Origin of the sequence: Streptomyces seoulensis (assembly GCF_022846655.1) — a bacterium.
Classification (GTDB): Bacteria; Actinomycetota; Actinomycetes; order Streptomycetales; family Streptomycetaceae; genus Streptomyces.
In genome coordinates, this window is sequence record NZ_AP025667.1 from 4,142,263 (window position 1) to 4,161,437 (window position 19,175).

Consider the following 19,175-nt stretch of genomic DNA (forward strand, 5'->3'; position numbering starts at 1 on the left):
GACCTTTCGAACGGGTTCGGTGGGCGGCTACGCCTGCTGCCACAGGGTGGTGGGCGCTTCCGCTCGCACCACGGGTGCGATCTCCCCGGCGAACCGGCGGAGTTGGTCGATCTGCCGGGGCAGGGAGAGGCCGGAGCCGTCGACGGTGACGGACTGCAGGTCGTGGCGGTAGGCCGCGTGGAAGCCGAGGATCTTGTCGATGACCTGCTGCGGGCTGCCGATGAGGTGAGGGCCGTCCGCGATGGCCTCCTCGATGGTGCGGAACGGCGTGTTGTAGCCCGGCTTGCCGGCCAGGTGCGGCTTGTACGACTGGCGGACGCGGGCCTCGTAGAACTCCTTGAACTCGGCCACGGCCTGCTGGGTGGTGCGGGCGATGAACAGGCCGCCGGAGCCCGCGCCGACGTAGGCGCCGGCCGGGTCGTGGCCGTGGGCGGCGAAGCGTTCCCGGTAGTGGTCGATGAGCCGGGTGTACGCCTCGCGCGGCTGGATGGCGTTGGCGCTGAACAGCGGGTCGCCGTGCCGGGCGGCCAGTTCCGGGGAGTTGAGGCTGGTGGCGGAGCCGTGCCAGACGCGGGGCGGGCGGCCTCCGTAGGGGCGGGGCAGGGTGGTGGCGCCGGTCAGGGGCGGGCGGAACTTTCCCTGCCAGGTGACGTCCTCCTCGCGCCAGAGCCTGCGCAGCAGCTCGTACTTCTCGGCCTGGTAGTCCCACTGGAGGCCCTCGTCCAGGCCGAAGAGGTCGAAGTGGCCGGCCTCGGCGCCCTTGCCGATGACGAGTTCGAGGCGGCCGTGGGAGAGCTGGTGCAGGGTGGCGTAGTCCTCGGCGACCCGCACCGGGTCGAGGACCGCGAGGACCGTGACGCCGGTGAGCAGGCGAATGCGGGAGGTGCGGGCGGCCAGCGCGCCGAGCAGCACGGTGGGACTGGAGGACAGGAAGGGTCCGGCGTGCCGCTCCCCGATCGCGTACGCGTCGAAGCCCAGCTCCTCGGCGGCGACCCCGGTCTCCACGATCTCGGTCAACCGGTCGTCGGCCGGCACCTGTTCGCCGGTCAGGGGGTGCGGGGCGTGGCCGCCGATGGTGAGCACCTGGAATCTCATGCGGACTCCTCCGGACGCGGCTCGGGACGGCCGAGGCCGAGGTGGTCGCGCAGGGTGGCCCCCTGGTATTCGGTGCGCAGAACGCCGCGTTCCTGGAGCAGCGGGACGACCTGGTCGACGAACTCGTCCAGACCGCCGGGTGTGAGGTGGGGTACGAGGATGAAGCCGTCGGCCGCGTCGGTCCGGACGTGTTCGTCCATGGCGGCGGCGACCGAGCCGGGGGTGCCGATAAAGGACTGGCGGGCGGTGAGTTCGATGGCCAGTTCGCGGATGGAGAGGTGTTTCTCCTCGGCGAGGGCCCGCCAGCGGGCGGCGATGCCGAACCGGTCGGACATGTGCGCCCAGCCCTGGGCCAGTTCGCCGTCCGGCACCGGTTCGACGTCCGGGAGCGGTCCGTCGGGGTCGTAGCCGGTGAGGTCGCGGCCCCAGACGTTCTCCAGCGTGGCGATGGCGGTCTGCGGACTGACCTGCTGCCTCCTGATGTGCGCCGCGCGTTCCTGCGCGTCGGCCTCGCTGTCGCCGAGGACGACGGTGGCGGCGGGCATGATCTTCAACTGGTCCGGGGTGCGCCCGTACCGGGCCAGGCGGCCCTTGACGTCGGCGTGGAAGGCGCGGCCCGCCTCCAGGGTGCCGTGGCGGCTGAAGACGATGTCGGCGGTGCGGGCGGCGAACTCCCGGCCCTCGTCGGAGTCCCCGGCCTGGATGAGGACGGGGTGCACCTGGGGCGAGTGGGGCAGCGTGGCGCGGGCGGTGATGTCGAAGTGCGGCCCGCTGTGCCGCACGGTGCGCGGGGTGCCGCCGCTGGGCCAGGAGTCCCACAGGGCGCGGGCCACCTCCACGAACTCGGCGGCACGCGTGTAGCGGTCGGCGCGGTCGAGGTAGCCGCCGCGCCGGAAGTTCTCGCCGGTGAACGCGTCTGAGGAGGTGACGATGTTCCAGGCCGCGCGGCCTCCCGAGAGATGGTCCAACGAGGCGAATCTGCGGGCGAGTTCGAAGGGCTCGTTGAAGGTGGCGTTGACGGTGGCGGCCAGTCCGAGGTGTTCGGTGACGGCGGCGAGCGCGTTCAGCACCGTCAGCGACTCGGGGCGGCCGACCACGTCCAAGTCGTGGATACGGCCCTTGCGTTCGCGCAGCCTCAGTCCCTCGGCGAGGAAGAAGAAGTCGAACCGGCCGCGTTCGGCGGTGCGGGCCAGGTGCTGGAAGGAGGAGAAGTCGATCTGACTGCGGGAGTCGGGGTCCCGCCACACGGTGGTGCTGTTGACGCCGGGGAAGTGCGCGGCGAGGTGGATCTGCTTGCGCCCGGCGGGAGTTGAGGCACTCACAGCGCGGCCTCCGTCCGTACGGCGTAGCGGCTGTCGGGACGGGCGAGGCCGAGGTGATCACGCAGGGTGCGGCCGGTGTGGGTGGCGCGGAACAGGCCGCCGGCGCGCAGCGCGGGTACGACGTCGTGGATCACGGCGGGCAGTTCCTCCGTGGGGGTGGTGGTGACGAGGTGGAAGCCGTCGGTGCCGGCCTCGGCGTGCCATTCGGCGAGCAGGTCCGGCAGGGCGTCGAGACCTCCGGTGAGCGGCGGACCGGCGTGCGGGGCGAGGCCGACGCGCACCAGCACCCGCAGGTCGTCGCGTCCGGCACGGCGGCGTAGCTCGGTGCGGGCCTCACGGGCGGCGGCGGGACTGTCCGCGTCCAGCAGGACGATCTCCGCGTGCCGGGCGGCCAACTCCCAGCGGATGTCGATCTCTTGAGCATCGAGTACGACAGCGACAGGCGGGCGCCCCTGCGGCGGCCGGGGCACGATGGACGGGCCCCGTACCGAGAAGCGCGGTCCCTCGAAGTCGGCGTAGTGCAGCCGGTCGCGGTCGATGAAGCGGCCCGTCGCGGCGTCCCGTATCTCCGCGTCGTCCTCCCAGCTGTCCCAGAGCCGGGCGGCGACCTCGGCGGCGTCGGACGCCTCCGCCCACAGCTCGGGCGCGGGCGCGGGGTCCCGGCGGCCGGTGGCGCGGGCCGCTTCCTCGGTGATGGACACGTCGACCAGCCAGCCCGCCCGCCCCTCGCTCACGAAGTCCAGGGTGGCGAGGGCGGTGGAGGTGTGGAAGGGCTCGGTGTGGGTGGTGGTGACCGTGGGGATCAGGCCGATCCGGCTGGTGCGGGCGGCGGCGTGGGCCAGGACTGCGACGGCGTCGAGGCGGCCGTCGCCGTCGGCCGGGTCCAGGGAGTCGTCCAGGGTGACGAAGTCGAGGGCGCCGAGTTCGGCGAGCTGGACCAGGCCGGTCCAGTGGGCGGCGGGCCGGGGCCCGGCGCTGCCGAGGGCGACGGAGAGATGGAGTTCGCGGGTCATGCTGCCCTCCTCGCCTACTTCCCGGCCTTGGGCAGACCGGGCGGGTTGATCTCGGACTTGGTCACGGCCTCGTCGGACAGCCCCCAGCGCTTCAGCACCTTCGCGTAAGTGCCGTTCTCGATCACGTGGTCGAGGGCGTCCGCGAGGGGCTTGGCGAGGCCGCTGCCCTTCTTGGTGGTGGCCGCGATGAGACCCTGGAGGGTGGCGCCGGCGCCGGAGTAGGTGCCGACGACCTCGGTCTGGCCGGTGGTCGCCGCGTGGTAGGCGGCGGTCGGGTTGGGGCCGACGTAGACGTCGATGCGGCCGGAGCGGATGGCGAGGTAGGTGTCGCTCTCGTCCTGGTAGTACTTGATGTGGATGGGCTCGCGGCCCGCCTTCTCGTTCTCCTTGCTCCACTCGACGAGGAGCTTCTCCTGGTTGGTGCCGCTGGAGACGGCGACGTTCCGCCCGGCGAGGTCGGCGGGTCCGGTGACCTTCAGTCCGCTGCCCTTCTTGGTCGCGAAGCCGAGGTTGTCCTCGCGGTAGGTGGCGAAGTCGTACTTCTCCTTGCGTTCCTCGGTGACCGTGATGTTGCTGAAGCCCACGTCGTACTTGGCGCTGTCGAGGCCGACGAAGATGTTCTCCCAGGAGACGGTGTTGAGGTGGGGCTTGAGCCCGAGGACTCTGGCGACGAGGTACGCGAGGTCGGGTTCGACGCCGATGACGGTCTTGTTGTCCGTGGCGTGAAAGCCAAGTGGCGCGGCCGAGTTGGAGGAGTCGACGATCTCCAGGGTGCCTCTCTTCCGGATCTTCTCCGGGACCTCGGCGGCGATCGAGGCGACCCGGGCCGTGGTGATCCGGTGCTGATCGGGGCTGAGGTTGATCTTCGTGGTGGTGCCCTTGCCGACCGCGACCTCGGCCGTGCCGCCGTCGGTGGGGTTGACGCAGGCGGCCAGGACGAGGGCGGAGGCGAGGCCGAGTGCGGGGACGGCGATACGGCGGGCGGTGGTGGACACGCGGAGATCTCCTATGCGAAAGACGAGTTGGGGAGGTCAGAGGACCTTGGCGAGGAAGGCGCGGGTGCGTTCGCGCTGCGGGTCGTCCAACACGGCGGACGGCGGCCCCTGTTCGACCACGGTGCCGTCGTCCATGAAGACCACGGTGTCGGCCACCTCGCGGGCGAAGCCGATCTCGTGGGTGACGACGATCATGGTGGTGCCGGTGCGGGCCAGGTCCTTGATGACGTCGAGGACCTCACCGACCAGCTCGGGGTCGAGCGCGGAGGTGGGTTCGTCGAAGAGGAGCACTTTCGGCTCCAGGGCGAGCGCGCGGGCGATGGCGACGCGCTGCTGCTGCCCGCCGGAGAGCTGGCGGGGGTAGGCGTCGGCCTTGTCGGCGAGGCCGACCCGGTCCAGCAGGCGGCGCGCGGTCGCCTCGGCCTCCTTACGGGGGCGGCGCAGCGCGGAGACGGGGGCTTCGAGGAGGTTGTCCAGCACGGTGAGGTGCGGGAAGAGGTTGAAGTTCTGGAACACGAACCCGATGTGGGTGCGCTGCCTGAGGACGTCCCGTTCCTTCAGCTCGTGCAGCTTGTTCCCGGCGCGGCGGTAGCCGATGAGTTCGGCGTCGATGCTGATCCAGCCGCTGTCGACCTTCTCCAGATGGTTGATGGTCCGCAGCAGGGTGGACTTGCCGGAGCCGGAGGGGCCGAGGATCACGGTGACCTCGCCCGCCCGCACGGTCAGATCGACGCCGCGCAGCACTTCCAGGGGGCCGAAGCTCTTGTGGACGCTCCGTACGTCCACCATGACGTCGTTCATCGGCTCTCTCCCCCGAGGTGAAGTGCGGTGACGGGTGCCTCGCGCCGGGCGGCGGCCGCGCGCAGGTCGCGCAGGAAGCGGCGGGCCCGCTGGAGCGGTGTGGGCGGCGGGGTGCGGTCGGCGCCGCGGGCGTAGCGGCGCTCCACGTAGTACTGGGCGACCGACAGCAGCGAGGTCAGCAGGACGTACCAGGCGGTGGCGACGAGCAGCAGCGGGATCACCCGGCCGTTGCGGCCGTAGACGACCTGGACCTGGTAGAACAGCTCGCCGATGGCCATCACGTAGACCACCGAGGTGCCCTTGAGCAGGCCGATGATCTCGTTGCCGGCGGTGGGCAGGATGGCGCGCATGGCCTGGGGCAGCACGATCCGGCGGATCTGCCGCAGCCGGGGGATGCCCAGCGCGGCGGCGGCCTCGCGCTGACCGGCGTCGACGGAGAGGACGCCGCCCCGGACGATCTCGGCGGCGTAGGCGGCCTGGTGGAGGGTGAGGCCGATGACGGCGGCGCCGATGGTGCCGATCAGGCTGTCGCTGTCGACGGACCAGAACACGGGCCCGAACGGGACGCCGACGCCGAGGCGTTCGTACAGGGCGCTCAGATTGAACCAGAACACCAACTGCACGATCATCGGGATGGAACGGAACACCCAGATGTAGGTCCAGGCGACGGTCTGGAGCACCGGGCTGTGCGAGAGCCGCATGAAGGCGAGCACGGTGCCGAGGAGGAAGCCCAGAACCGTTGCGTAGGCGGTGAGTTGGAGGGTGACCCAGACGGCCTGGACGATCGTCTCGGACAGGACGTAGTCGCTGAAGACCCGCCATTCCCAGACCGGGTTGGTGGCGAGGCCGTGCGTGAACTGGGCGACCAGGACGAGCACGGCGGCGGCGCCGGCCCAGCGGGCGGGGTGCCGGGCGGGGACGACCTTGTAGGCGGCGGGGTCGTCGGCGGCGGGCGGGGCGTGGGGCGCGGCCGGGGCGGTTTCGGGGGCGGCGGTGGTCATGGTGGGTTCCGTCGCTTCTCAGGCGTGCTCGGGCGGGCTGATCCGCGAGTTCTCGATGGCGGAGCCGGTGGTGCCCCACTTCTTGAGGATGCGGTCGTAAGTACCGTTGCTGATCAGCTCGTTGACGGCCGCCTGGAACGCCTTGGTCAGCTTCGAGCCCTTCTTGAAGGCGAAGCCGACGTCGAGGCGGTGGTACTCGCCGAGGAAGGCGGTGTGGGCGGCGGGCTGGGCGGCCTGGTAGCGCAGGCCGTTGATGGTCGACATGATCACGTCGATACGGCCCTGCTGGAGCGCGGTGACGGTCGCCCCGTTCTCCGAGTACACCTTCACCTCGTACGGCTTCTTGCCGGCCTTGGCGCACACCCCCTTCTGCGCGGCGAGGGTGGCCTCGAAGGTGGTGCCGGCATTGATGCCGACGGTGCGGCCGCAGAGCTGGGTCAGCTCGGTGATCTTCTTGCCGAACGAGGTGTCGCCCTGCTTCACCGCGAAGCCCTGGCCGTCGTCGATGTAGGTGACGAAGTCGATGGTCTTCAGGCGCTCGGTGGTGACGCCGAAGTTGCCGGTACCCACGTCGTACTTGCCGCTGCCGAGGGCGGGGAGGATGGTCTCGAAGGAGGCGTCCTGCCGCTGCAGCTTGATGCCGAGCACCTTGGCCACCGCCGCGGCGATGTCGATGTCCTGGCCCTGGGGCGCGCGGGAGCCGTCCGGATAGTACGCGGAAGGCGGCGCGCCGACCGAACTGCCGATGCGCAGAGCCCCCTTGGCGCGGACGTCCGAGGGCAGCAGGGCCGCGGCGGAGTCGACCTTGCGGACGGCCGCGACGGGGTCGGCGGTCGGCGCGGGCGAGCCGCCCGCTGCGGTCGCCTCGGCGGGGTCGCCGGAGCCGCACCCGGTCAGGGCCAGCAGGGGCAGGAGCGCGGCGGCGGCCGCGAGCGGGCGCGTGCGGCCGGGGATGCCGGGGAGCTTCACTGGGCGGTGGCCTTTCCGGTGCGGATGTCTGTCCCGAGGTCGCTCTCGGGGTGTCTGTTCTCGGGGCGTCTGTTCTCGGGGTGTCTGTTCTCGGGATGCCTTTCGAGGTGCTTCTCGAAGGGCAGTGGACCGATGGACTCCGGGTCGGCCTCGGTGTCGAAGAGCGGGCGGTAGCCGGAGTTCAGATACAGGGCGCGGGCCTCGGGCTGGCGGGGTCCGGTGGTGAGGTAGATCCGCTCGTAACCGCGGGCGCGGGCCTCGCGTTCCAGCTCGGCGACGACCTCGCGGGCGAGGCCCCGGCGACGGTGGCCGGAGTGGGTCCAGATCCGCTTCAGCTCGGCGGTGTCCGCGTCGTACCGGCGGAAGGCCCCGCCCGCGACGGGTTCGCCGCCCTCCAGGATCAGCAGGAGGAGGCCGCCGTGCGGCGCGGTGAACTCCTCGTCGGGGTAGCGGGCGAGTTCGGCGTGCGCGTCCTTGCCGTAGCGGGCGGAGTACTCGTCGCCGAGTTCACGCAGCAGGGGGCGTACGCGTGGGTCGGAGACGGTCACCTGGACGACCGACCGCGCGGAGAGGGCGGGCAGGCTCACTCGCCCACCGCCGTGAGCGGTCCGGTGCCGCCGGCCGCGCGGGCGGCGTCGCGCTTGGCGACCTCCTCGCGGACGATCGGGATCACATGGCGGCCGAAGTCGATGGCGTCGCCCAGCAGGTCGTAACCGCGGGCGGAGAGGATGTCGACGCCGAGGTCGTAGTAGTCGAGCAGGGCCGCCGCGACCGTCTCCGGGGTGCCGACGAGGGCGTTGGAGTTGCCCGCGCCGCCGGTCGCGGCGGCGGTCGGGGTCCACAGGGCGCGGTCGTAGCGCTCGCCCGCCTCCGCGATGGCGATCAGGCGCTGCGAACCGGTGTTCTCGGGGGCGCCGCCGCGGCGATGCCGGACGAGGCCCGCCTCACGGCGCTGCTTGATCGCGCCGACCGTGCGGTGCGCCTTCTCCCAGGCCAGTTCCTCGGTGGGGGCGATGATCGGACGGAAGGCGACCTGGATGCGGGGTACGTCGGTACGGCCTGCCTCGCGGGCGGCGGCCTTGACCTTCTCGATCTGCGCGGCGGTCTCGGCCAACGGCTCGCCCCACAGGCAGTAGATGTCGGCCTCGGCGCCGCCGGCGGCGTACGCGGCGGGCGAGGAGCCGCCGAACGAGACTCCGGGGCGCGGCTGTTGGACGGGGAAGACGTCGCTGACGAAGTCGTGGAACCGGTAGTGCTCGCCCTCGTGGTCGAACGCCTCGTGGGTGGTCCAGATCTTCTTGACGAGTCCGATGTACTCACGGGTACGTGCGTAGCGCTCGTCCTTGGTGAGGGTGTCGCCCTCGCGGCCCTGTTCGTGGTCGTTGCCGCCGGTGATGAAGTGGACGGTGAGCCGGCCCTCGCTGATCTGGTCGAGGGTGGCGAAGGTCTTGGCGGCGAAGGTGGGGTACGAGACGTTCGGCCGGTGGGCGAGCAGCAGTTGGAGCCGGTCGGTGCGGGCAGCGATGTACGCGGCGGCGGGCGCCGGGTCCGGGGAGCCGGAACCGTAGGCGAACAGCACCCGGTCCCAGCCGTGGTCCTCGTGGGCCCGGGCGAGGCGGAGGGTGTAGTCCTTGTCGAAGGCCGCGCCGGAGCGCGGGGTGGTTTCGGAGCCGTCGTTGGTCGCGGCTATGCCGAGGAACTCCACAGGCATGAGTGAGCCTTTCCGGCGAAAGAGCGCAGGCGTGTGGCACTGAACTGCCGTACATGCGGCTAGATATGACGCAGCATCAGAAAAGCGGGCGTGACGACGTCGGGCGTCGGGAAGAAAGGTGCGGCGGCAGCGCGCGAGGGGGTGGGCATCGGCCCGCGCCGGGGTTCGCCGGCGGAGGGAAAGGGCCGGTCAGACGGCCCGCTGCCGAGTCAGGCGCAACACGAGGACGACCACACTCGACCGAAGTCGATGTGATCGCGCGTGACCAAGCGCTGCTGGGCATCCATGCGGTCAATTGAGCAGCGCATCTCGCTTTTCGTCAACCCATGACCGCATGCCGGACCACAACCGACCTCGCTCCGGGCGTGGTTGACAGACGCGTGCGGTGCGCACGTACGATCGGCAGCGGACGGACCCGCCTCACGGCGTGCCCCTCCGGTCGCGTTGAGGGACGCGGCACGTGACGACGCAGGCCACCGGCCGCACCGTACGCGAGTACGCGTGCCACCGGACGGTCGCCCACGTCCGCACCTCCCTCCCGGAGCGTCTACCGATGGCCACGCCTTCCGACACAACCTCCACCCCTCTTCTGAAGCCTCCGACGGCCGCGCCGCCGTCCGACGACACCGAGCTGCCCCGGATCGTGCCGCGCCGGCACCTCGGCCGCTGGATCGCGGCCGCCTTCGCCCTGCTGGTCCTGGCCATGGTGCTCAACTCCGTGGTCCGCAACGACGCCTTCCAGTGGCAGGTGGTGGGGCAGTACTTCACCACCGCCGCCGTGCTCGACGGACTGCTGCTGACCCTGTGGCTGACGGCCGCCGTGATGGTGCTGGCGTTCCTGCTCGGCACCGGGATCGCGGTGCTCCGCCTCTCCGCCAACCCGGTGCTGCGCACCCTGAGCTGGGGCTATGTGTGGATCTTCCGGTCGACACCGCTGCTGGTGCAGTTGCTGTTCTGGTTCAACATCGGCGCGCTGTACCCGACGCTCGGCATAGGCATCCCGTTCGGCCCCGAGTTCGTCAGCGTCAGGACCGTGAACCTGCTCGGGCCGACCCTGACCGCGCTGATCGGCCTGACCCTGCACGAGACGGCGTACGCGGCCGAGGTGGTCCGGGGCGGCATCCTGTCGGTGGACGCCGGGCAGACCGAGGCGGCACAGGCGCTGGGCCTCGGCAGATGGCGCACCCTGCGCAGGATCGTCGTCCCGCAGGCGATGCGGTCCATCGTGCCCACGGCAGGCAACATGCTGATCGGCACCCTGAAGGGCACCAGCATCGTCAGCGTGCTCGCCGTGCACGACCTGCTGTTCTCCGTCCAGTTGATCTACAACCGGACCTACCAGGTCATCCCGCTGCTGCTGGTCGCCACGGTCTGGTACATCGCCGTGACCTCGGTGCTCAGCGTGGGGCAGTACCACGTGGAGCGGTACTACGGCCGGGGCGCCGCACGCTCCCTGCCGCCCACCCCGCTCGCCCGGCTCGGCCCCTGGCTCACCGTGCTGCGCGCCCGGACCCGTCGCGCCTCCCTCGGCGGTGACCGGTGAGCACGCGCATCCTGGTGATCGTCGGCGCGGGGCCGCGCGCCACCGGACTGCTGGAGCGCATCGGCGCAAGCGCGCCCGAACTCTGGTCCGGTGCTCATGAGTTGCGCGTCCATCTGGTGGACCCGCATCCGCCCGGTCCGGGCCGGGTCTGGCGGCACGAGCAGTCGCCGCTGCTGCGGATGAACTCCATGGCCGAGGACGTCACCATGTTCACCGACGAGACCTCCACCCTGGACGGTCCGGTGCGTCCCGGCCCCTCACTCGCCGAGTGGGCCGCCCAGTTCACCGGGCCGGACGCCCCGCGTTTCACCCCGTACGCCGAACCGGCCGACCCGGAGGTGCTCGCCGAGCTGCGGAGCCTGGACGCGGCCGGCTTCCCCACCCGGCGGGCGCAGAGCGCCTATCTGGACTGGGTGTTCCGCAGGGCGCTGGCCGATCTGCCGCCCTCGGTCACCGTCGAGTGGCACCGCACCACCGCGACCGCGGTCACCGGCCCGGCCGACGGCGCCCAGGAGGTCCGCCTGGCCGGCCGGAGCGAGCCGCTGCGGGCCGACCTGGTGGTGCTGACCCAGGGCCACCTGGGTTCGACCCCCGTCCCGGCGCACCGGGTCCACTCCGACTTCGCCCGGCGGCACGGCCGCTTCCATCTGCCGCCCGCCTTCTCCGCCGACGCCGACCTGTCGGGGGTGCGCCCCGGCGAGCAGGTGGTCCTACGGGGCTTCGGGCTGGCCTTCATCGACCTGATGGTGCTGCTCACCGAGGGCCGCGGCGGCGCCTACCGTACCGAGCCGGACGGCACGCTGACCTACCTCCCCTCCGGCCGCGAACCGGTCCTGCACGTCGGCTCGCGGCGCGGGGTGCCGTACCACGCCAAGACCGGGTACCGGCTCCAGGGACCCCGGCCCCCGCTCCCCCGCCACTTCGGCCCGGAGGCGATCGACGCGCTGGCCGCCGGGGGCGGGCCGCTCGACCTGCGGCGCGACGTGTGGCCGCTGATGGCCAAGGAGATCGGGTTCGGGCACTACCACGAGCTGTTCCACGCCCACCCCGAGCGCACCGCCATGCCCTGGCCGGAGTTCCTGGCCGCCTACGACCGGTTCGGCTGGTACTCCGCCCGGTTGGCCGGTCTGGTCGCCACCGCCGTGCCCGACCCCGCCGACCGGCTCGACTTCGAGGCGCTGGACAGGCCGCTGGACGGCCTTGTCTTCGACACCCCGGAAGCCTTCCAGGAGCACCTGCGCGCCTACGCCCGAAAGGACGTGGCCCGCCGCGAGGACCCGGAGCACAGCGCCGACCTCGGCGCGTTCCTCGCCCTGCTCTCCATATACGGCCAACTGCCCGGCCTGGTCGCCTCCGGGCGGCTGACGGCCCGCTCCCTGGCGGACGGCCTGGACGGCTGGTGGCACGGTTTCTTCAGCTTCCTGGCCTCCGGCCCGCCCGGCTTCCGGCTGCGCGAGCTGGACGCGCTGTCCCGCGCCGGTGTGGTGCGCTTCCTCGGCGCGGACGTCCGGGTCGGCACGGACGAGGCCACGGGCACCTTCACCGCGACGAGTCCCACGGTGCCGGGTCACACCGTGCACGCGACCGCGCTGATCGAGGCGTATCTGCCGGGCCCGAACCTAGACCGCACCGAGGACCCGCTGCTGCGGCACCTGCACCGCACGGGAGCGCTCGCGGAGGAGGTGGTGGCCGACGGTACGCACCGGCACCGGTCCGGGCGGATCACCGTCTCCCCCGCCGACGGCCACCTCCTCGACCCCGGCCTGGGCCGGCCCCACCCCCGCCGGATCGCCCTGGGCGCCCCCACCGACAGCCGGGCCATCGCCGCCTTCGCCCGCCCCCGCACCGACGCGCCCGCCTTCCGGCAGAACGACGCGGTGGCCAGGGCGGTGCTGCGGGCACTGGACGCCGAACCGGAGCCACATGTGGGGGATCCACATGTGCGAGATCCACATGCGCGGGAGCCACATGTGGGGGAGCCACATGTACCGGGTCCGGTCGACCGCGCGCGGGTCGGGGGCTGATGTACGAGGGGGCTGCCCGGACCATGACCGGGCAGCCCCTCCGTATGCGCTTACGCCTGCGGCCCCACCGGGATGTCGCCGCGCAGCGTGATCCGGTGCATCACCCGGTGCTGGTCGCCGTAGTCGCGGTTGGCGTAGTGGGAGGTGCTGCGGTTGTCCCACAGGGCCACGTCACCCGGCTGCCAGCGGTGCCGCACCACATGCTCCGGCTTGGTGAGGTGTGCGTAGAGAATGTCCAGCAGGCCCCGGCTCTCGTGCTCGGAGACGCCGACGATGTGCGACGTGAAGCCGGGGTTCACGAACAGCCCCTTGCGCCCGCTCTCCGGGTGCACCCGGACCACCGGATGCTCCACCGGAGTGAGCTGGGTGAACACCTCGCCCTCCCACAGGTTGCCCTTCCCCTGCCGGCGCTGCGCGAGGTAGTACCCGAACTCGCGGCTGCCGTCGTGCACGGCGGTGAGGGTGTCGATGTGCGCCCGCAGCCCCGGCGACAGCGACTCGTACGCGGCCTGGCTGTCGGCCCAGTTGGTGTCGCCGCCGTTGGGCGGCAGCACCACCGCGCGCAGCACCGAGATCGCGGGCGGACGCGGCACGAAGGTGACGTCGGTGTGCCACACGTCGGCGAAGCCGTTGTCCTGGCTGTCCAGCGAGTACACCTCGGGCGCCACGTCACCGGAGTCGTGCACCGGGTGCCCGACCGTGACCTCGCCGAGGCGCCGGCCCAGCTCGATCTGCCCGGCGTCGTCGAGCCGGTGCTGCCCTCGCACGAAGAGGACCTTGTGGCGCACGAGGGCCTCGCGGAGCGCGAGCACGCCGTCGTCGTCCAGGAGGGCCAGCTCGATGCCGTCGATCTCCGCGCCGATGTTCGGGCCGAGTTCGGTGAGCGGCAGCCGCTTCGCCACGGGCCGGTCGCTGAGGATGCTCATACGGATGTCCTTTCCGGTACGGCCCCGTCCGGGACCTGGGTTCTTTCTCGGGTACGGCGCTCAGGCCGCGGCGGCGCTCTTGACGGCGTGCGCGACCTCGGCGCGCAGCTCACCGAACTCCGGTGACCCGCGCAGCTCTTCGGCGTCCACCTCGCCGCGCGGCAGGGTGATCGGCAGGTCCAGGGCAACGGTCCCCGGACTCTTCGTCAGCACCACGATGCGGGAGCCGAGGAACACGGCCTCCTCGGCCGAGTGCGTGACGAACACCGTGGTGCGCCCGGCCTGGGCGGCCATCCGGCGCACGTCCTCCTGGAGCCGCTCACGGGTGAGCGCGTCCAGGGCCGCGAACGGCTCGTCGAGCAGCAGCAGGGGGTTCTCGGCGGCGAGCGCGCGGGCGATGGCGACGCGCTGCTGCTGCCCGCCGGAGATCTCCCAGACCCGGCGTGCCTCGGTGCCCTCCAGTCCGACCCGTGCCAGCAACTCGGCTCGCCGCTCCGGCCATCGGGCTCGGTCGACACCCGCGTACCTGAGGGCCAGGTCGAGGTTGCCGCGCACGGTGCGCCAGGGGAACAGCCTCGGCGTCTGGAACACCACGCCCGCCGTGTCGCCGGGGCGGGGAGCGGTGCCGGAGACCGTCACGGTGCCCTCGGTGGGCCGCTCGAACCCGGCGATCAGCCGCAGCAGGGTGCTCTTGCCGCAGCCGGAGGCGCCGACCAGGACGAGGAACTCCCCGGTGGGCACGGTCAGATCGACCGGGCCGACGGCGGTCACGGCACCGTACCGATGGGTGACGTGGTCGAGCCGGACGGCCCCGTCCTCGACTCCCCTTGACTCAACCTTCGCTTCCGCCAGCTCACTTGAGGACATCGGGCAGCCCCTTGAGGTAGAACGCCTTCTCCACGGAGGCGGCGGAGGGCGCCGCGTCGATCTGCTTCTGGCCGGCCAGGAAGCGGCCGGTGTCGCCGACGTAGGTCAGCAGCTTGCCGGGCTTGCCGTCGGTGCCCAGCCACTCGGCGGAGGTCACCTGCTCCGGGGTGAGGAACACGCCCTGCGCGAGCTGGGCCCGGGCGTCGGCGACGCTGATGCTCAGCTCGGCCGCGACCGCCTTCACCGAGCCCTCGGGGTCGGACTTGAGCAGTCGCAGCGCCTCGGCCTCCGCCTTGCGCCAGGCGTCGATCGCCTTCGGGTCGCGGGCGATCAGCTCGTCCGAGACGACGGCGAGGTCCAGGGTCGGCTTGCCCGAACCGGCCACCTGCTTGCTGCTGGTGAGCTGCCGCCCGGTCTTGCGCAGCTCGTCCAGGGTCGGCAGCCACACGTACGCGGCGTCGATGTCACCCCGCTGCCAGGCGGCGAGGATCGCCTGCGGCTGGAGGTCGATCAGCTTGACGTCGGACGTCTTCAGCCCGGCCTTGTCCAGCGCGGCGAGCAGGCTGTAGTGCGAGGTGGAGGCGAACGGAGTGGCGATCGTGCGCCCCTTCAGCCCGGCCACGTCGGACACACCGGTGCTCTTGCGCGCCACCAGCGCCTCGTTCTCCCCCGCCACGTCGAGGATCCAGGCGACCTTGTACGGGATCGGGGACGGGCCGGATATCCCGCGCGCGAACGGGCTGGAACCCAGGGCGGCGATGTCGAGGGACTTGCCGAGGAAGGCCTGGTTGACGCTCGCGCCGGAGTCGAACTTGATCCAGGTGATGGTGTGGTCCGGCAGCGCCTTCTCCAGCAGCTTTCTGTTCTTGACCAGCAAGTCGCCGCTGGGAAAGGCGAAGTAGCCGATGCGCAGCCGTTTCCCGGAACCGGAGGAGGATGCGGAGCTGTCGGAGCAGCCGGTGACCGCCGCGGTCGCGGCGACGGCGAGCGCACCGGCGAGCATCTGGCGACGGGAGGGGCGGTGCGAGGCGAGGGTCATCGAAGTGCCGTTTCTGTACGGGGTGTTCGGGGACGTGTGAGGTGCTCAGGTGCGGCCGCGCCAGGGCACGACGGCGCGTTCCAGACGCAGCAGCAGGCCGTCGATGATCAGGCCGGAGACGCCGATGGCGATGATGCCGACGAGCACGACGGGGGTGTTGTTGTAGTTGGCGGCGTCCTTGACCATGCCGCCGATGCCGGGGAGGCCGTTGACCAACTCGGCTGCCACCAGGGACGAGTAGGCGACGCCGACGGCCAGCCGGACACCGGTCAGCGTCTCCGGCAGCGCGGAGGGGATGACCACGTCCCGTACGACGTCCCAGCGCGAGGCGCCGAGTGCGCGGGCGGCCTCGGTGAGTGCCTTGGGCACGGCGGCCACGGCGGTGGTGGTGGAGACGGCGACCGGCGGGAACGCGGCCACCGCCAGCAGGGTGATCTTGGGTTCCTCGTTGATGCCGAGCCAGATGATGAGCAAGGAGAAATACGCCAGCGGGGGCAGTGTCCGCAGGAAGGTGATCCAGGGCTCGAACAGCGAGCGCACCCAGCCGACGGTGCCCATGAGCAGGCCGAACACCACTCCGGCGGCGATGCCGATCCCGGCACCGAAGGCGATGCGGCGCAGGCTGATGCCCAAGTGCTCGATGAGATACGTGCCGTTGTAGCCCCGGACCCCGTCGTGCGTGGTGGACACGTCGATGAAGGCCCGCCACACCTTGGCCGGGGGCGGGACCAGCGTCTGGCTCCAGGTGCCGCTCACCGCGAGCAGTTGCCACAGGAGAAGGAACAGCACGAGCGAGCCCAGCGGAAGTGCGATGCCTCGTACGGCACTTGGGACGCGGGCCGGGCGGGTCGCGGCGGCGGCCGGGAGCGGACCGGCCTTCTCCGGGCGCAGGGACAGGGACACGGGACGGCCTCCAAGGGGGCCTCGTAACCGGGGAAATGACCAGGGAAGAAGGGACAGCGGTGTGCCGCCTGCACAGCGGGAAGACCGGTCCTGGGAGGAGCAACTCGCCTCAGACCGCGCCGGGTCGGTTCACCGGGCGGATCGGACCGTCAGAGCACGCGGACAGCGGCGGTCAGCGACAACACGCGGCCGGGCGTCGGCACAGGTCGATGACCAGGCGTCGCACCAGCGGCATGGGATTCATGGGGCCCTTTTCTACCGCAGCGGGAGCACACCACCAAGGGGTGTCCACGAAGTGGACCAGGGGTTGAGAAGAGGTTCCGCCCGCACAGGCCGCCACGCCGGGCGGTGACCCGAGTCGCGTTCACTCGTTTGCCGTAGCACCAGCCCCGAACGTCCCCGGTCGTGGAAGGCAGTCGCCCGATGGTCCTGTCCTCGCTCAGTCGTTCCCCGCACGGTTCGCGCCGGCCCCTGCTGCACGCCGAGCGCAGAATCGCCGAGCGGTACGCCGAGCTGGTCCGCCTGGCCTACCTGGTGCTCCCGGCCTCCCTCGGCCGGCACCGCCGGGTGCTCGCCGCGCACTCGCTGGTGCAGCGCAGCCTGCCCGAGGCGACCCCCGCCGTACCGGCACCCCGCTCGTCGGGGGCGGACGGCGCCGACCCGGACCGGCTCCTGCGGGTGGCGGTGGTGCGCGGCGCTCTCGCCCAGTGCCGACGGCCGAGGCTGTGGCCCGAGGGGGCGCGGCCGCCCCGGCTGTTGGTGCCCAGGCTGCCCGTGGTGCTCGGGCTGCGGCTGGCGCCGCGCTCGGGCGGGGCCGAGGAGATGGCGCTCGGCCAGGCCCTGTCGGAGCTGTCCGCCCCGGCCCGCGCGGCCTTCGTCCTGCTGCGGGTGGAGGGCCTCACGGCCGACCACACGCACGGCGTGCTGGAGGCGGCCGGGGTCGAGCGGGCGAGGGTGGCCGTACGGGAGGCGGCTCGGCTCGACACGTCGCTGGGCGCGGCCGCGGCGGCGGTGCTCACCTCGGACGAGTTCGACGCGTGCACGCTGCGCGCCCGCCCCACCGACCTGGTGCGCCGCAGGCGTCGGGTGCGTCTGGCCGCCGTCGCGGTGATTGCGGGGGCTCTGGCGGCGGGCGGGCTGGCGGCCGTCACGCACTCGGCTCCGGACACTCCCCGCCCGCTCGCGCGGCCGCCCCGCTCCGCCGGTCTGGTCCGGGTCGACCCTGGTGAGTGGGCGGACACCTCGCGCGTGGACTTCACCGCCTGGCCCGCGCGCGGGGACCGGGTCCGCGACCGCGCGCTGCTGGACCGGGCGCTGGCCGTCTGGGCCGACCCGCCGTCCGGCACGCGTGTCGTCCGCGCGCCCGGCACCCCGGCCGATCCCCCGCCCCGCGCACCGCAGTTGCTGTACGCGGGGGACGTATCGGGGCGCGCGGTGGTGGTCTTCCACGACGGCCGACGCCTGGTGCGGTACGGCGAGACGGGCACCGGTGAGCTGCTCGTGCTGGCCCGCGCGGACGACGCCGACGTGACGACGGCCGCGGCTCTCGCGCTGGCCGAGCGGGGTGGCGCGGTGCGGTATCTGCTGGCGCCCTGGGTGGCGGAGTCCTCGGTACGCGATCTGACCAGGCCGGACTCTCCGGCGCGGCCCCTGTCGGTGGCACGGGACGGGGTCACCGCGCCGGTGCCCCGGTGGACGGGCGGCGGTTGCGGACGTCGTCCGGCACTCCAGTTGCGGTCCTCCCCAGCGATCGCCGAGCACCACGCGTTCTTGCTGGCCGACCTCGGCGGTCTCACGCCCGCGCATCTGACGTACACGCCGCTGCCTGGCCACGGCTCGCCGCCGGCCCGGCAGCCGCGCGAGGCGACCGGGCCCGCCGCGCTTGTGGCGTGGGGGCAGACCGGCTGCGACCTCGACTCGGCCGGCGGCTCGGGGGTGCGGGCGGTCAGCACCTGGGACTTCGCCGAGCAGGACCTGCCGGACGGCGGCGGCCACGCCGTGTGGACGTGCGAGCGGGCCGACACCTGGCGGGGGCCGGGGAACATCACCGTCCTCCTGCGCCGGCCGGGCGGGAAAGCGCAGGTGGTGACGCGGGTGCGGTCGACCGCCGCGTGCAGCAGGTTCGGACAGCACGTGGTGGCGCGGACGCACTGGAAGTCGCCGCGCGGACACTGGTACGTCCTGGCGGCGGGCAGCCGCGCCGTCACCTCGCTCAGCCTCAGCGGGGACGTGACGGCCGCTCTCGGCGGGCACACCCTGGCGGTCGGCGCCCCCAAGGAAGCCAGGACACGGGTCCGGGCGCGGCTGACCTCGGGCGAAATGCTGCCGGAGGTCGGATCCGGGCCGTCCGGGGGTACCCGGCCATAGCCGCGACCCGCTGCCGAGCACTGGAGAACGACCATGGTCCACGTCCGACGTTCCTTCACCGTCCCCCGCCCCCTGCCCGCCGTGATCGACTACCTGGCCGACTTCACGCACGCCGTGGACTGGGACCCCGGTACCCAGGAATGCGCCCGGAAGGACGGCGTGGGCGCGCCCACCGAGGGCACCACCTGGCACAACGTCTCCGAGTTCCGGGGCCGCCGCACCGAGCTGGAGTACCGCCTGGACCACCGCGGCGAGGACCGCCTGACCTTCGTCGGCACCAACGACACCGCCACCACGAGGGACGACATCACCCTCCGCCCCACCCCGGAGGGCACCGAGATCACCTACGACGCCGACATCCGGTTCCACGGCCTCGCCCGCCTGGCGGACCCGTTCCTACGCGGTGAGTTCGAGCGCCTGGGCGACGAGATCACCCACACGATGCCGGAGGCGATCGAGTCGGCGGTGCCGCGGACCTGACGGTCAGCCAGGCCCACCGTCCACCCGGTCCGGTCACACCGTCCTCACCGATTCCACACATCACTTACTTTGCGCTTACGCTCCTCCCTGCACCACAAATCGCACGACTCAGGGGGGAA

The 19,175-nt window shown here is 72.2% G+C and carries 17 protein-coding genes; 4 read left to right on the plus strand and 13 right to left on the minus strand.

Going from position 1 to position 19,175, the window contains the following annotated elements:
- Nucleotides 1-27: 27 nt before the first annotated feature.
- The 9 genes from HEK131_RS19145 to HEK131_RS19185 are packed head-to-tail and all read right to left on the minus strand — an operon-like array spanning nt 28 to nt 8,907.
- The gene (locus HEK131_RS19145; RefSeq protein ID WP_244336299.1) at nt 28-1,095 is read right to left on the minus strand and encodes an LLM class flavin-dependent oxidoreductase; all 1,068 of its coding nucleotides are present in this window, start codon (nt 1,093-1,095) and stop codon (nt 28-30) included.
- Entirely contained in the window at nt 1,092-2,417 is a 1,326-nt protein-coding gene (locus HEK131_RS19150) for an NtaA/DmoA family FMN-dependent monooxygenase (protein WP_244336300.1), read from the minus strand. Before HEK131_RS19150 ends, HEK131_RS19145 begins: the two co-directional genes overlap by 4 nt.
- Nucleotides 2,414-3,430: an LLM class flavin-dependent oxidoreductase gene (locus tag HEK131_RS19155; protein ID WP_244336301.1), complete on the minus strand. Its 1,017-nt coding sequence runs from the start codon at nt 3,428-3,430 to the stop codon at nt 2,414-2,416. Before HEK131_RS19155 ends, HEK131_RS19150 begins: the two co-directional genes overlap by 4 nt.
- Nucleotides 3,431-3,444: 14 nt before the next feature.
- On the minus strand, nt 3,445-4,425 hold the full coding sequence (locus tag HEK131_RS19160) for an ABC transporter substrate-binding protein (protein WP_244336302.1): 981 nt from the start codon (nt 4,423-4,425) through the stop codon (nt 3,445-3,447).
- A 36-nt stretch (nt 4,426-4,461) separates the two neighbouring features.
- A complete protein-coding gene (locus tag HEK131_RS19165) occupies nt 4,462-5,226 on the minus strand; it encodes an amino acid ABC transporter ATP-binding protein (protein WP_279614261.1) in 765 nt (254 codons plus the stop codon).
- Nucleotides 5,223-6,227, minus strand: coding sequence for an amino acid ABC transporter permease (locus tag HEK131_RS19170; RefSeq protein WP_217465493.1), 1,005 nt, complete (start codon nt 6,225-6,227; stop codon nt 5,223-5,225). The genes HEK131_RS19165 and HEK131_RS19170 overlap by 4 nt, the downstream gene beginning before the upstream one ends.
- Nucleotides 6,228-6,245: 18 nt before the next feature.
- Complete coding sequence (locus HEK131_RS19175) at nt 6,246-7,196, minus strand: ABC transporter substrate-binding protein (RefSeq protein WP_244336303.1); 951 nt, start codon at nt 7,194-7,196, stop codon at nt 6,246-6,248.
- Nucleotides 7,193-7,777 (minus strand): GNAT family N-acetyltransferase, encoded by a 585-nt coding sequence (locus HEK131_RS19180; protein WP_244452073.1) that lies wholly within the window; start codon nt 7,775-7,777, stop codon nt 7,193-7,195. Before HEK131_RS19180 ends, HEK131_RS19175 begins: the two co-directional genes overlap by 4 nt.
- 2 nt (nt 7,778-7,779) lie before the next feature.
- Nucleotides 7,780-8,907, minus strand: a complete 1,128-nt coding sequence (locus HEK131_RS19185; RefSeq protein ID WP_244336304.1) for an LLM class flavin-dependent oxidoreductase — start codon at nt 8,905-8,907, stop codon at nt 7,780-7,782.
- A 553-nt stretch (nt 8,908-9,460) separates the two neighbouring features.
- Between HEK131_RS19185 and HEK131_RS19190 the strand changes: the two genes are divergently transcribed.
- Both HEK131_RS19190 and HEK131_RS19195 read left to right on the plus strand, forming a co-directional pair.
- On the plus strand, nt 9,461-10,450 hold the full coding sequence (locus tag HEK131_RS19190; protein ID WP_244452074.1) for an amino acid ABC transporter permease: 990 nt from the start codon (nt 9,461-9,463) through the stop codon (nt 10,448-10,450).
- Nucleotides 10,447-12,474 (plus strand): FAD/NAD(P)-binding protein, encoded by a 2,028-nt coding sequence (locus HEK131_RS19195; RefSeq protein WP_244336305.1) that lies wholly within the window; start codon nt 10,447-10,449, stop codon nt 12,472-12,474. The genes HEK131_RS19190 and HEK131_RS19195 overlap by 4 nt, the downstream gene beginning before the upstream one ends.
- A gap of 50 nt (nt 12,475-12,524) precedes the next feature.
- Here the strand turns inward: HEK131_RS19195 and HEK131_RS19200 are convergent, their stop codons facing one another.
- From HEK131_RS19200 to HEK131_RS19215, 4 genes are all read right to left on the minus strand, one after another.
- On the minus strand, nt 12,525-13,400 hold the full coding sequence (locus HEK131_RS19200; RefSeq protein WP_217465491.1) for a TauD/TfdA dioxygenase family protein: 876 nt from the start codon (nt 13,398-13,400) through the stop codon (nt 12,525-12,527).
- Nucleotides 13,401-13,460: 60 nt separating this feature from the next.
- On the minus strand, nt 13,461-14,267 hold the full coding sequence (locus HEK131_RS19205) for an ABC transporter ATP-binding protein (RefSeq protein WP_244336306.1): 807 nt from the start codon (nt 14,265-14,267) through the stop codon (nt 13,461-13,463).
- The gene (locus HEK131_RS19210; protein WP_244452075.1) at nt 14,254-15,270 is read right to left on the minus strand and encodes an ABC transporter substrate-binding protein; all 1,017 of its coding nucleotides are present in this window, start codon (nt 15,268-15,270) and stop codon (nt 14,254-14,256) included. The genes HEK131_RS19205 and HEK131_RS19210 overlap by 14 nt, the downstream gene beginning before the upstream one ends.
- An 81-nt stretch (nt 15,271-15,351) precedes the next feature.
- Complete coding sequence (locus HEK131_RS19215; RefSeq protein ID WP_432215709.1) at nt 15,352-16,197, minus strand: ABC transporter permease; 846 nt, start codon at nt 16,195-16,197, stop codon at nt 15,352-15,354.
- A 417-nt stretch (nt 16,198-16,614) separates the two neighbouring features.
- Between HEK131_RS19215 and HEK131_RS19220 the strand changes: the two genes are divergently transcribed.
- Both HEK131_RS19220 and HEK131_RS19225 read left to right on the plus strand, forming a co-directional pair.
- Nucleotides 16,615-18,576, plus strand: coding sequence for a hypothetical protein (locus tag HEK131_RS19220; protein WP_279614262.1), 1,962 nt, complete (start codon nt 16,615-16,617; stop codon nt 18,574-18,576).
- Nucleotides 18,577-18,609: 33 nt separating this feature from the next.
- Complete coding sequence (locus HEK131_RS19225) at nt 18,610-19,056, plus strand: SRPBCC family protein (RefSeq protein ID WP_244336307.1); 447 nt, start codon at nt 18,610-18,612, stop codon at nt 19,054-19,056.
- Nucleotides 19,057-19,175 lie beyond the last annotated feature (119 nt).

What these genes read in the sequence shown, in the direction of transcription:
- HEK131_RS19145 (WP_244336299.1), bottom strand. Translation starts at nt 1,095, where the DNA reads ATGAGATTCCAGGTGCTCACCATCGGCGGCCACGCCCCGCACCCCCTG.
- HEK131_RS19155 (WP_244336301.1), bottom strand. Translation starts at nt 3,430, where the DNA reads ATGACCCGCGAACTCCATCTCTCCGTCGCCCTCGGCAGCGCCGGGCCC.
- HEK131_RS19165 (WP_279614261.1), bottom strand. Translation starts at nt 5,226, where the DNA reads ATGAACGACGTCATGGTGGACGTACGGAGCGTCCACAAGAGCTTCGGC.
- HEK131_RS19170 (WP_217465493.1), bottom strand. Translation starts at nt 6,227, where the DNA reads ATGACCACCGCCGCCCCCGAAACCGCCCCGGCCGCGCCCCACGCCCCG.
- HEK131_RS19185 (WP_244336304.1), bottom strand. Translation starts at nt 8,907, where the DNA reads ATGCCTGTGGAGTTCCTCGGCATAGCCGCGACCAACGACGGCTCCGAA.
- HEK131_RS19190 (WP_244452074.1), top strand. Translation starts at nt 9,461, where the DNA reads ATGGCCACGCCTTCCGACACAACCTCCACCCCTCTTCTGAAGCCTCCG.
- HEK131_RS19200 (WP_217465491.1), bottom strand. Translation starts at nt 13,400, where the DNA reads ATGAGCATCCTCAGCGACCGGCCCGTGGCGAAGCGGCTGCCGCTCACC.
- HEK131_RS19205 (WP_244336306.1), bottom strand. Translation starts at nt 14,267, where the DNA reads ATGTCCTCAAGTGAGCTGGCGGAAGCGAAGGTTGAGTCAAGGGGAGTC.
- HEK131_RS19210 (WP_244452075.1), bottom strand. Translation starts at nt 15,270, where the DNA reads ATGCTCGCCGGTGCGCTCGCCGTCGCCGCGACCGCGGCGGTCACCGGC.
- HEK131_RS19225 (WP_244336307.1), top strand. Translation starts at nt 18,610, where the DNA reads ATGGTCCACGTCCGACGTTCCTTCACCGTCCCCCGCCCCCTGCCCGCC.